Raw genomic sequence first — 12,972 nt, forward strand, 5'->3', positions numbered from 1 at the left:
ACGGAAATTTGCAGCCTTGTTGATCGCGGTTGGTTGCATTAAGCCGCCCCTTTCTCATTATTATATTATGTCAAGAAAAATTACAATCCCTGCTGTTGCTCGCCATCCCGATCATGCCGAGGTAATGAAAAAGGCCTTGCCCAGGCTGTCTTCCGCCTGGCTGGTTTGCTAAAAGAAATCTATAACTAAGCTTAAAAATTGATAAATGAAAATAATTAAAAAAGAGTTTAAATACTTTGTGCTTTTCTTACTTATAGTAGCTGGAAGTTTAAATGCAGCGGCACAAACCGATACGCTACAACACAAAGCACAGGGCAGAAAAAATTCGTTGGAGCAGCAAAAGAAACCTTATGTAATATTAATATCGGCCGATGGTTTTAGGTGGGATTATGCTCAAAAATATAAAGCGACTCACTTACTCGAGCTCGGCAGTAAGGGTGTACAAGCTGAATCAATGATTCCTAGTTTTCCTTCCTTAACCTTTCCAAATCACTATACCATTGTTACTGGATTATACCCTTCCCACCATGGATTGGTTAATAACAGCTTCCTGGATGAAAAATCAAACGAGCGCTATTCGATGGGTGCCAAAGCTAAAGTGAAAGATGGTAAGTGGTATGGAGGTACGCCACTTTGGGTACTTGCCGAGCAACAAAACATGATGACTGCAAGTATGTTTTGGGTAGGCTCTGAAGCTGAAATTAAAGGAACAAGACCTAGTTACTATTATGATTATAACGAAAAAATTCCTGTTGCCCAACGCATAAACACGGTAAAAGAATGGCTGATGTTACCAGAAGAACAAAGACCTCACCTAATAACATTTTATCTTTCTGAACCTGACCATGCTGGACATAGTTTTGGACCAGAATCCGATGACGCCAGTAAGGCTGTTAAGGAAGTAGATTCTATTATTTATGAACTTACCAAAGCTGTTGCAACCACTAAACTGCCTGTTAACTACGTATTTGTTTCAGATCATGGTATGACTGCTGTTGACCGTGAAAATCCAATACCTACCCCCAAATCTATTGATAGCGCTAAATACATTATTGCATCTTCAGGTACCATGATGGATATTCACGCCAAAAATAAAGCAGACATAAATACCTTATATCAAAAATTAAAAAGCGAAGAAAAAGATTACACCACCTATTTAAAAAGTGAAATGCCTGAACATTTTCACTATAGTTCAAAAGATGATAAGATGAATCGTATTGGCGACATTTTACTGATTCCCACCTGGCCAAAAGTTTTCTCCAGCAGAAAACCTGGAGCAGGGTATCATGGGTTTGATCCTTCGGTTGTGAAAGACATGCACGCTACATTTTTAGCCTGGGGACCAACATTTAAAAAAGGTTTAAAAATACCGTCTTTTGAAAACGTAAATGTTTATCCACTCGTTGCAGATATACTTGGTTTGAATTATGATGAAGCAGCAATAGACGGTAAAAGAAAAGTTTTAGAAAACATCCGTTAGTATTAATGCCATATTGTTTCCACACTTTATCCAGTTTAAAGATGTTGATGAAAATGATAAATACTAAAATATAAACTTGGAAACGTTAAGCAGGCTCAGAAAAAGGATTACAAATCTAAATTCAAACCGACTTCATTAAATCTTCATATAACATCACGTAACTTTATACCATCAAGGGTTGAGAGCCTTGTAATCAAACTTCATGTTTGAGAGCGTTAATTTAGATATGAGGGTAAATGGCGGAGCTGTTTACCCTTTTTTTATGCTTTCCAGGAAATTAAATTAGTTTTATCATTCTATTAAACTGAGTACAATATTTTTTCTTATCCTAAATGAACAAATGTTTTTTAACGGAGGTGAATATTTGCTTGATAAAATTCCAAATCAATAAAACTTTACGCTTATGATATTGTTAGTTCAATAAATTTTAAGCATTAATCAAAAGGTTTTTCAGTAAAAAAGCTAGACCAAAATACACAATCAAAGTCATTAGAATTTTCTTTTTGCCCAACTCAAATATTAAAATGAAATTAATAAATTGTATTTTTATATATGTTTAAGTCTCTCCTATTCGCTTCTCTTCTAACATCTGCCTTATCAGGTAATGCATTTTCACAAACTTCTAATCCCGACTCCATAAAAAGGATTGCGGTTGCCGATGTACAAAACTTTATGTTAAAAGAAGAAACTATAAAAAAAATCAGGAACCAAAGGAGCGAAAGTTCTTCTGATTATTTTAAACCATCGAAAGAACAGGCAAGTAATACTTCGCTTTTAAATGATTCTATATATGTAAAAGCTTATCGCGATGCGGCATATAATAAAATAAGAAACAGCAAAGCAGAAACAAAACGTGGAGGAATTGGAACAGTTGGCTATGTAGCGGGCGCTCTGGCTGTTTTTGCCGTTGTTTTTGTCGGATTGAATAAAATGTAATTTTTAGTCAATATAAAAAAAGCTGCCAGTAATAAAACTGGCAGCTTTTTTTGTGGGGATGAGTTTCCTCTATTTATTTTTTTGCATCTAAGGCATTTTCAATTCTATCAGAAAGATCTTGTAAATGATATTTACTTAAACCGGTTGCAGAACCTGAACCCGCTTTAATTGTACCTTCCAATTCTCTTAACTGACCTTTCACTACAGATAATACATCACTTTGTGAAGCCGTTAAACCACTTTGCGATGCACCACCTCTGCCACCAGCTAAAATAGCATTTGTAGCGGTAGGCATTGCAGCAGGCTTAACAATAGAAATTAGTTTATCTACATATAATTTCTGCAAGTTTCTTCTGTAAACATCAATTGGCTGATTTGCTTTCAGTTCAGAGAAAATAGAACCATTTAAATCAGCGAATAAGTCGGTAATTTTATAAGCTGATGCGCCATCTAAAGCTTCTGCAGAAATTAATTTGGTTAAAGTACTTGTACTTAAAATTCTGTTGATGGTTGTATTTTGCAGTCTGCCTACAACTTCTAAACCGTCCTGAGAAATGTTATCTAAAATCGGTTTATTTAATAACCAGGTTGGTGTTTTAAATAACTGTGTATCTAAAAACGTCATTGCCTCTTTTTGAGTAGCTGCTGGGGTACGTTCGTAAACAGAACCTGCCTGCTCAACTGTTTTTGGATTTTCATATATACCACCGATGTTTTTAGCAACATGTCCCATATAACGACCAAACTGTGTTGTTAACTGACCGTACATGTTCTCTAAATTAGCATAACCATCGGCAGGTTCTTTAGTCCACTCTGGTAAATTTGTTAAAATTACTTTAAGATTTTTAATACCGTAAGTACTCGCTTTCATTGCATTATCCGATAAATCTTCATTTTGCGAATGCGGATCATCTGGATTAGTTTCGGTGCCGAACCATAATCTACGGTTTTTAGCAGATTCGATAGTCATTTTATTTAAAATTGGCACCTCTTGTTCTGCATTTTTAGTTTCAGGGAAGTACTTATAACCCCACTCTATTGCCCATTTATCATAATCGCCAATGCGAGGATATAATCCTTTTGGCGAAATCTTATCTTCTGGTTGCGCAACATAGTTAAAGCGGGCATAATCCATAATAGATGGCGTGTGCCCATTTGCTTCTACCCATTTTTTATCTCTCAATAATTCGGTAGGAACTGTAGAGCTTGAGCCATAATTATGACGTAAACCTAAAGTATGACCAACTTCGTGAGAAGAAACAAAACGAATTAAATCGCCCATTAACTCATCGCTGAAAGTCATTTTACGAGCTCTTGTATCTACAGCAGCGGTTTGAATCATGTACCAGTCGTGAACCAGTTTTTGAACATTATGGAACCAGTTAATGTGACTTTCCATAATTTCACCACTACGTGGATCTGAGATACTTGGTCCGCTTGCGTTTGCAATTTCAGATGGTTTGTAAACAATAGCCGAATGACGTGCATCATCGATACTCCAGGTAGAATCCTGTTTAAAGCTCGGCGCTTCTTTAGCCATAACCGCATTCTTGAAACCTGCTTTTTCAAATGCTTTTGCCCAATCATCAACACCTGCTTTTAAATACGGTATCCATTTCTTCGGTGTAGCTGGATCGATGTAAAAGATAATTGGTTTAATCGGTTCAACCAGTTCGCCACGTTTGTATTTTGCTAAATCTTGTGGTTTTGGCTCTAATCTCCATCTTTTAATTAATTCGATTTCTTTTACACCTTGAGGATTTAAATCAAAATCGGTATATCCAACAGCGAAATAACCTACACGCGGATCGAAATAACGAGCTTTCATTGGCACTTTAGGTAAAATAACCAATGATGTATTTAACTCAACAGTTGATGAACCAGCTGGAGCACCACCCATAGCCGAAGCTGCAGCACCGCCAAAAGGATTTGGAGCAGCAGTTAAGCTATAAGTTTTAACCGTGCTGATTTCTACATTTGTAGGAAAGCTTCTTAAATTTTGAATATAGCTTCTGTCTGCCAGTTGAGCACCCAATCTGAAACGGGTTTTAGACGCAGGAGAGCTGAAATAAAAAATATCATTATCGCTGTTCAAATAATCTGTAATATCGATAACGCTTCCGGTTTTATCAGGTGTAAAGGCTGCGATGTTAAATGAAGCTGCAATAGCTTGAATATTTGAGTTTTTTAAAGACTGGTACATAGAAGTTGTACTATCAGGTCCATAAGTTCTGTAACTCACTTTACGCATAAAAATGCGGTTGTTTGGTCCTTTTTCAAAACGGATAACAGCACTTCCAATCTGATCGCCTGCATAACCTTGGGCAGCTCTAACTTCTGCACCCGATTTAGATATACGACTAACCACTAAAATATCTCTTCCTAATGTTGTATCGGCAATTTCGAAGAAAAACTTATCTTCTAATTTATGGGTAGTAATCATACCTTTTCTGGTAGATGCCTTACTGGTAATAACCTGATCGTATGGTTTAGGCTGCGCACGAACGCCCGAGCCTAATGCCGCACCTGGAGCTCGCCTGGTAGAATCTGTCGTGGCAACAGTTTGGCCTTGCCTTACTTGTGCCTGAGCAAAAGTAACGGCAGAAACAGCAAATAATATGCTGAGTAAATTTTTCTTCATAACAAATTAGTTGATTTGGCTGTAAATATAGTTTCAGAACGAAGATTTGAAACCGTTTCAGTAATAACTTTTAAGTTACAAAGCAGCTTAATTGCTAAGTTTAAGGAGAAAAATGATTTTATAAAGAAAAATCAGGATTTTCGATAAGCCCAATTACATTTCCAAACGGATCGAAAATGCTACCAACCCAAATTGCCCCACCAACATTGTTAGGTTGCTCATGAATTTCCACTTCAAGCTTGGCAAAACGGGCAAAAGTTTCTTTAATATCTTTAACACCCCAATAAGTTATCGAATGGTTGCCGTTACTATAGCCAGAATCATCAGGATTTAAACCCAATTCGAAGCCACCAACATTATAACCAACATAATACGGTTCATCGAAATAAGGCTCAATTTCGAAAATCTTTTTATACCATTCTTTTGCTGCTGGCAAATCGCCTACATAATAAACTATGGTTCTTAATCCTTGTAGCATGGTTTTAGTATTTAGTCTTTGGCTTTAGTCTTTTAGCTTTAGGCTTTAAGCTCTAGCCTTTAAGTCTGGGCTTTAGGCTTTAAGCTTTAGTCTTTTAGCTTTAGGCTTTAAGCTTTAAGCTCTAGCCTTTAAGCCTGGGCTTTAGTCTTTCAGCTTTAGTCTTTAAGCTTTTAATTATTGATTCCTAATGTATAATCTTAAAAATAAGTTCTTTATAGAGTTCGCCATCATCCACATTCCCACTACTGTCCAAACCCTTACTTTTTAAATCGTATTCCCTTAATAAACTAATCACCTGAAAAACTTTTCCAGTATTGTAATTTCTGGCGGCAACCTCGTAATCTTTAATAAAAAATGGAGGAACCCCCAAAGCGGAAGCCGCATCGGCCTTATTGGGAATATAATGATATTTTAAAAGCTTGGTAAAATAGCCACCAAGATTTGCCAATACCATTACCGTCGGATTAGCTTTTGGGTTGCTGGCAAAATAACTGATAATGCGATTGCATTTTAAAACATCGCGGATTGCTAAGGCTTTCTGTAACTCAAAAACATTGTATTCTTTACTAATACCAATATTTTTCTGAACCAAGTCGGTGTTAATAATAGTGTCTTTAGACACATTTAGCATTAACTTTTCAATTTCATTGGCAATTTTAGAAAGATCTGTACCCAGATATTCGGCCATTAATGCCGATGCCTGCTGGTCGATTTTATAGCCTTTTTCTTTTATAAAATCTTCAATCCATGGAACTAACTTATAATCACGAACCAAATCAGATTGAAAGATAAGACCACTTTTACTAATCGCCTTGTAGATTTTTTTTCGTTTATCGAAATTAGCATATTTAAATGCCAAAACTAAAATGGTACTCGGAAGTGGTTTTTCGAAATAGTTTAAAACAAATTCTGCCTCTTTGCTACTCCCTTCTTCTTTTGCCCATTTCAAATCCTGTGCCTCTTTAACAATCACTACCTGATAGTCTGACATCATCGGATATCGCTTTGCAGCACCTAAAACAGTCGCCATATCGGTATCCTTACCATACAAAACAGTTTGATTAAAGCCTTTTTCGGCCTCGTTCAATAATTTATCTTCGATGTATTCGGTTACTTGATCAATGTAATAAGCTTCTTCACCATGTAATAAATACACAGGCTTAAACTTTCTAGCTTTTATATCCTTAATAATTTCGGCAGCAGTCATTGCCGTAAAATTACAATTTAGCTTTTAGGATTTAGGTAAATGTTTATAAACAATATTAACTTTGACCGCTGTAAGAATGTTTAATTGGTTAATTGTTCAAATTGCTCAACCGAATTTTAAAATGTTTAACCCCACCCCGCTTAATCTTCCGCCTTATCCTTTTAAAATCACCAAAAAAGATGATGTTGTTTTCATTTTTGATGAATTAAGAAAAAAGCATTTAGTTTTAACGCCAGAGGAATGGGTTCGTCAGCATTTTATTCAAAACCTGATTACCGCAAAGAAATTCCCTAAAACATTGATTCAAATTGAAGGTGGACTGGTGCTTAACCAATTGCAAAAACGCAGCGATATTTTGGTTTACAACTCCGATGGCGAAAAATTAGTATTAATTGAATGTAAGGCACCCAAAGTTAAAATTACTCAAGCTGTTTTTGAACAAGCATCTCGGTACAATTCTATTCACCAGGCAAAATGGATTGTTCTAACTAATGGTTTACAACACGTTTATGCTAAAATGGACGTAGAAAAAGGGAGTTTTGCGTTTACACAGGAAATGCCAGATTACCTGGATTTGTAACGTAATTAAGGCTGTCAGTCTGAGCCTGTCGAAGACCATAAGTAGAAAGTCTTCGACAGGCTCAGACTGACATAATACTTTGGAATCTTACAAATTATACTCGTTTTTCCAAACCTGCTTATTGCCAGAGAAAATGGCCTCATTGCAGAGCGCTACGCAAATGGCAGCCTGCGTACCTGTTTTCACATTCGACGCTGGAAATTTCCCTGTAATAACCGATTCATAAAATTCATCTAAGGCATAAGTTGTTCCATCTTTCGTTGGCGCATCCAAAATCGGGATTCCACCATCTTTGTTTACCACAATTTTTGTGGCTCCAGTTACGCCATCAACAATGCCCAATTCTTTTTTGGTTTGCTGCTCAGGGTAAAAAATCCCTGTATCAGGCAAGAGATTTACCGAACCTTTGGTTCCCTTTATTTTAAAAAGATAACCATCACGAGCATTGCCGCAGGTAGCACCAAAATTACCGATCATTCCAGCTTTTTCGTATCTAAACATGGCCTGAATATTATCATAGGTTTCTCTACCGTCTTTAAAAATGTCGATACCACCAGTTCCTGTTATCGCATCAGGCTGGGTTTCGAAGGCCCAATTGATAAAATCTATTTGGTGAGATAATAGTTCGGCAGCCAAACCGCCAGAATATTCCTTGTACATCCGCCAGTTTATTTGCCTCTCCAGTTTGGGATCGCTTACATTTCGTCGCCAATTTCCATTTCTATCCCAACGGCAATCTACTTGCGAAACATCTCCCAAATATCCACTCCTAATCATATCCTTAACCTTAAAATAAAGGGGCGAATAGCGATATTGATAGCCGACCTGATAAACCTGCTTCGGATATTTCAAAACCAAATTTTTCAATTCTAATGCCTGGGCAATATTATAGGTCATGGTTTTTTCTACATAAACATGTTTGCCAGCCAAAACAGCATCTTTAGCGATTTGAAAATGTGCACTTAAAGGCGTAGCGATAAATACAGCCTCAACATTTTTATCATCTAGAATTTGCTTGTAATTTTTAACGCTCTTTGCAGATTGAGGTGCAAATTTCTTCGTTTCTTCCAATCTGAAATCCAAAACATCACAATATGCAGCGATATTAAACTTTGCAGGCATCGATTTAATGACCGATAACACACCTTTGCCTCGATCACCGCAACCAATCATTGCGATGTTGATTACTTTTTCACGATTCAAACTGAATTTTGCAACTGCAGCATCAGCCACAAATAAACCCGAACTTAACAATGCTGACTTTTTAATAAACGAACGGCGGTGCATGATATAAATTAAATCTTTTTTGTTAAAAATCTACGATTATTATAACGCTTTCGGAGCGCAAGGCCTGTAATTCTTTTTAGTAAGACAGTCCCGCCAAATACGATTTCCGATGAAACCTGTGAAAAAAGTAAGCATACCTTTTAAAAATGCAAAACAATGCTTAAATCGGAATCCGTTTATGTCGAGGCTATTTAATCTTATTTATTTGCGCTTGGGTGGTTTTAATGTACAAACTTTCATTATAAACCCGATAGCAGCGAAAATCTTTTTAAATAAGCAGTAACCATAAATAGGCTGTCATTCTGAGGAACGAAGAATCTGCAACCAATGAAAAGGATTCTTCGTTCCTCAGAATGACAGTTGTAATTTAAAAAATTGTAGCGAATAGCGGGACTGCCACCCGCCATGAAAAGCAAGCGTTCATTTTCAAAAAACAAACGCTTGCCAAAGTCTCAGCTACTTTAAGGTTTTAATTTTAATCGTTCTGAAATCAACTTTATTACCATGATCCTGAATTAGAATATGGCCTTTTGGCGCCTCGCCAAAGTTTTCCCAATCTTTGTATTTACTAATGGCAACCAGTTTTTTAAACGCTTCCGAACCACGAACGTATTCCAAAACTTTAACACCATTCAAATAATGCTCCACTTTATTATTTGGGTAAACGATTAGGCGAGCGTTGTTCCAGCTACCAATCGGACGTAAATATCTGGCTTCTTTTTTCGCTGTTATTAAATCATATAAGGAAGCTAAAGTTCTATTTCCGTCTCTTCCCAACTTCGCATCAGGGTGTAACTCATCATCTAAAACCTGGTATTCTAAACCAATAGCCGAACCTGTGTTTTTTTCGCTAAGGGTTACAAAGTACTTCACGCCACTATTTGCGCCTGGTGTAAGTTTAAATTCGAACGACATATCGAAAGCAGCAAATTCTTCTTGAGTTACAATATCGCCGCCATTAGTAGATTCTGCCCCGCCAGATGGCTCTACACTGATTACCCCATCGGCAATTTTCCAACCTTTTGCAGGGAAAGTTGTTTTATAAGCACCAACCCATCCATTGTTCGTTTTACCATCGAAAAGCAATTTGTAACCTTCCGATTTTTCGTAAGCGGATAAGGTATTTGGGATTAAATTAACGTTATAAATCCCTTTAGGAAATGCTTTTGGCTTTAAATCTTCTGTTTGGATATTGATGTTTTTGAAATAAACTTTCTTCCCATCGTTTTCTAAAACGTTACCAATTCCATGCACTTGCAAACCAATAAATCCAGACCGATCCAGGGTATCGATTACATATGCCACAGGACTTCCGTTTACCCAGGTTTTAAGTTCGTTACCAATATTTTCGATTCGGTAATGGTTAAACTCATTCTTTTTATATAACGGTTTTGCCGCCGAATTTAGCTCTAAAGGATATAACCACAATCTCCTGGCTTCATCGTAAATACCACCCGTCCAGGCCCTCGGGGTTGGATCGATTTCAACCTGCCTGCCAAAAACTAAACCTTTACCGTTATTACCTTCTGGCTTTAAGTGGCTTCGGGTTTGGATCCCAGAATTTGTGCTTTCGCCTTCTAATTTAACATCCAACTCAAGAATAAAATCTCCGTATTCTTTTTCTGTAATTAAAAATGAGTTTGGTGTGCCCTTGGTCATCGTACCCACGATCATTCCATCTTCCACTTTATAAGGTGCGGCTCCTGCAACGGCTTTCCATCCGGTTAAGGTTTTTCCATCGAAGAGTGGCTTTGCTTTTTGCGCAAAGGCAGAAAAACTGATTAGCGAAAGTGTTATTATACTATATTTTTTTAGGTTTAACATGGTTGATAAATAATTTGTGTTATATAAAAGTTGTTTGTGCAGCATGAAAGTCCATCGCACTATTTCTCCGTTCTACTAAATCCCAGCCTAACAAATTTTTGGGGATCCATATACCAAGCCAAATCAATGACTTAAATACAAAAATTTTCAGCTGGCAATTTTGTTTCTTTTGTTGTCAAAAGAAAAAAGCCTGTCTGGCTAAGACGATGAAATAATGCTTCGTACCTCCAAATGAAGATGTATAATTATTAATATTTAAAAACTTTTCCGTTAGCGATTACTTCCTGTTTACCCTCATCGAATACTGCTTTTGCACCCGTACGAACCGCAGCATTAGTCATAATATTTGCAATTGAATGCGAATAACCAGCCTCCACAGGGGCATTTGGTGTTTTTCGACTCCTCACACACTCCATCCAGTTTCTCATATGACCAGAAGTTAAGGCATCGCCTCCCATATTTGCGCCAGTTGCCGCTTTAATTTCAGTTTTACTTAAATCAAAATCTGGAAGCAAGTTGGCTTTCAAACCCATTGCCGCAGCTTCTTTTTCTTTTAACCCACCTTTTGGAGAAACTTTATTCGTTATTAAATTCAGTTCTCCGCCATTTGAATAGTAAACTTCGCCAACATCGCCAACACTATTCTGCATTCTCGAGGTAAAAGTAACCTGAAAACCATCATTAGTATTTGGCTGACCATAATCAAAAACGGCAACCATCGAATCCCAGTTTCTGCGACCATCTTTCCAGGTATAAATACCACCATTAGCGACTACACTTCTCGGGTGTTTTAAGTTCGTAAACCAGTGTACCGTATCAATCTGGTGCGACATCCACTGTCCTGGCATTCCTGAAGAATATGGCCAGAACAATCTATACTCTAAATATTTTCTTGGGTCGAAAGCTTCGTTAGGTCGGTTAAGTAAAAATCTTTTCCAATCGATATCTTCCACTTTAAGTTTAGCAACCAAATCTGGCCTGCGCCAACGACCAGGCTGATTAACGTTCCAAACTAAATCTACCGCGGTAATCGGTCCGAATTTTCCATCCTGAATATATTTTGCTGCATTTGCATAGTTTTCTCCGCTTCTGCGCTGCGACCCGATCTGAACAATTCGATCTGTTGCTTTAACGGCCTTAAAAGCAGCTTTCGCATCATCCATCGTTTCGGCAAATGGTTTTTCTACATAAGCATTACAATTGGCTTTAACAGCTTCAATAGTATGCAGTGCATGTTGAAAATCGGCTGTGCTGATAATTACAGCATCCAAATCTTTGGTTGCGTAAAGTTCATCGTTGTTTCTACAAGCCTTAATATCGTGACCGAATTTTTCTTTTAGATGAGCAATTCCCAAATCTCTGCGGTAGTTCCATAAATCAGAAAGCCCAACTATATCAAAATTTAGTTCTTTGTTATGATTTAAGAAACAAGGCAAAAGCGTGTCTTTAAATCGGTCTGAAAAACCGACCACACCTACGCGAACACGGTCGTTTGCGCCGATAATTCTGCCATAGCTCTTTGCACTCATGCCCATTGTACCTGCATAAGTTGCCGCAGCAAAAATAGCCGACTGCTTAATAAATTTTCTTCTGGAGTTTTCCATGGGATAATATGAATGTATATGATCTAATTTTTATAAACGTTCTCGCTTTGTTTGTTAAGGTACTTAAAGCACAAAGCCATCTGTGCATCTGAATAATTACTTCCCGCCTCCACAAAAATTGGCCCTTTGTATTTAGCTATTTTTAGAGCTTCGATGTAAGGTGTAAAATCATCGCCTTTAATGCCTGGCAAAGTTCTTTCAGCATCCTCTGCAATTTCGCAATGAATAAGCAAATCTTTTGCTTCGATAATATTTTGAGGAGGCTCATGCGCTCTTCGCATATGGAAAATATCAGCATTAAGTTTAAAATTTGGATGATTAACTAGCCTCACAATTTCTGCAACCGATTTCACTGTGTTAATAAAATTGGTTTCTTTGCTTTGAAGATTTTCTAGTGCGATTTTGACTTGGTATTTGGAAGCTATAACTGCTATTTTTTTACTTAAGGTTATAAAATCTGCTGTGGCTTTTTTCACGTCATAGTGATCTGGCAACCGCCGGGCGGTTCCGCTTCCGAGCACTATAACCTTTATTTTTGCTTGTTGCGCTCTGGCAAATAAACGATCGGCATAAGCGAGTACAGTCGTTTCGTTTACATCTGGTCCAGCAATTTTCATATCGCCAGGGAACATAACATTACACATGTAAAGTTTAGTCTTAAGCTTTTTAATTAGCTCAAGATTTTGTCTGAATTTTTCGTCAGATAAGGATGGAGAAATCATTTTACTAACCGACTCTCCCATTAATTTAAATCCAGACGCATTTATTAAACTGTCTTTTTCTAATGGCGCCACAATGCCTAGCGTTATAAATGATTTATTTTCTGATTGAAAGCTGAAAACTAATGGCAGAAGAAGAAATACTATGATTACAACTTTTAGTCTCATTCTCAGTTAAATTAGGCATTCGTTGGTGGCAACGTATAGATATTGGTT

General features: G+C 37.2%; 10 protein-coding genes. 3 read left to right on the forward strand and 7 right to left on the reverse strand.

Annotated features, from left to right (window positions below; genetic code table 11):
- Positions 1-205 precede the first annotated feature (205 nt).
- Together ACZZZI_RS01815 and ACZZZI_RS01820 are read left to right on the forward strand one after the other, a co-directional pair.
- Positions 206-1,480: an alkaline phosphatase family protein gene (locus tag ACZZZI_RS01815; protein WP_463488452.1), complete on the forward strand. Its 1,275-nt coding sequence runs from the start codon at positions 206-208 to the stop codon at positions 1,478-1,480.
- Between the two features lie 552 nt (positions 1,481-2,032).
- Complete coding sequence (locus ACZZZI_RS01820; protein ID WP_424059041.1) at positions 2,033-2,416, forward strand: hypothetical protein; 384 nt, start codon at positions 2,033-2,035, stop codon at positions 2,414-2,416.
- A 73-nt stretch (positions 2,417-2,489) separates the two neighbouring features.
- Here ACZZZI_RS01820 and ACZZZI_RS01825 read toward each other — a convergent pair whose 3' ends face one another.
- The 3 genes from ACZZZI_RS01825 to holA all read right to left on the reverse strand — a co-directional run bounded on the left by ACZZZI_RS01825 (position 2,490) and on the right by holA (position 6,742).
- Positions 2,490-5,057: a zinc-dependent metalloprotease gene (locus ACZZZI_RS01825; protein WP_463488453.1), complete on the reverse strand. Its 2,568-nt coding sequence runs from the start codon at positions 5,055-5,057 to the stop codon at positions 2,490-2,492.
- A gap of 118 nt (positions 5,058-5,175) precedes the next feature.
- A complete protein-coding gene (locus ACZZZI_RS01830; RefSeq protein ID WP_424059073.1) occupies positions 5,176-5,535 on the reverse strand; it encodes a VOC family protein in 360 nt (119 codons plus the stop codon).
- A 184-nt stretch (positions 5,536-5,719) separates the two neighbouring features.
- Positions 5,720-6,742: a DNA polymerase III subunit delta gene (gene holA / locus ACZZZI_RS01835; RefSeq protein WP_344766066.1), complete on the reverse strand. Its 1,023-nt coding sequence runs from the start codon at positions 6,740-6,742 to the stop codon at positions 5,720-5,722.
- Between the two features lie 121 nt (positions 6,743-6,863).
- Here holA and ACZZZI_RS01840 point away from each other — a divergent pair, with 121 nt between their 5' ends.
- A complete protein-coding gene (locus ACZZZI_RS01840) occupies positions 6,864-7,322 on the forward strand; it encodes a type I restriction enzyme HsdR N-terminal domain-containing protein (RefSeq protein WP_463491755.1) in 459 nt (152 codons plus the stop codon).
- An 87-nt stretch (positions 7,323-7,409) separates the two neighbouring features.
- Here the strand turns inward: ACZZZI_RS01840 and ACZZZI_RS01845 are convergent, their stop codons facing one another.
- The 4 genes from ACZZZI_RS01845 to ACZZZI_RS01860 all read right to left on the reverse strand — a co-directional run bounded on the left by ACZZZI_RS01845 (position 7,410) and on the right by ACZZZI_RS01860 (position 12,924).
- Positions 7,410-8,609 (reverse strand): Gfo/Idh/MocA family protein, encoded by a 1,200-nt coding sequence (locus tag ACZZZI_RS01845; protein ID WP_463488454.1) that lies wholly within the window; start codon positions 8,607-8,609, stop codon positions 7,410-7,412.
- Positions 8,610-9,065: 456 nt separating this feature from the next.
- The gene (locus ACZZZI_RS01850; RefSeq protein WP_463488455.1) at positions 9,066-10,433 is read right to left on the reverse strand and encodes a 3-keto-disaccharide hydrolase; all 1,368 of its coding nucleotides are present in this window, start codon (positions 10,431-10,433) and stop codon (positions 9,066-9,068) included.
- 248 nt (positions 10,434-10,681) lie between these two features.
- On the reverse strand, positions 10,682-12,037 hold the full coding sequence (locus tag ACZZZI_RS01855) for a Gfo/Idh/MocA family protein (RefSeq protein WP_463488456.1): 1,356 nt from the start codon (positions 12,035-12,037) through the stop codon (positions 10,682-10,684).
- A gap of 23 nt (positions 12,038-12,060) precedes the next feature.
- Entirely contained in the window at positions 12,061-12,924 is an 864-nt protein-coding gene (locus ACZZZI_RS01860; protein WP_463488457.1) for a sugar phosphate isomerase/epimerase family protein, read from the reverse strand.
- Between the last annotated feature and the right edge of the window lie 48 nt (positions 12,925-12,972).

It is taken from the genome of Pedobacter sp. AC190 (assembly GCF_979258025.1).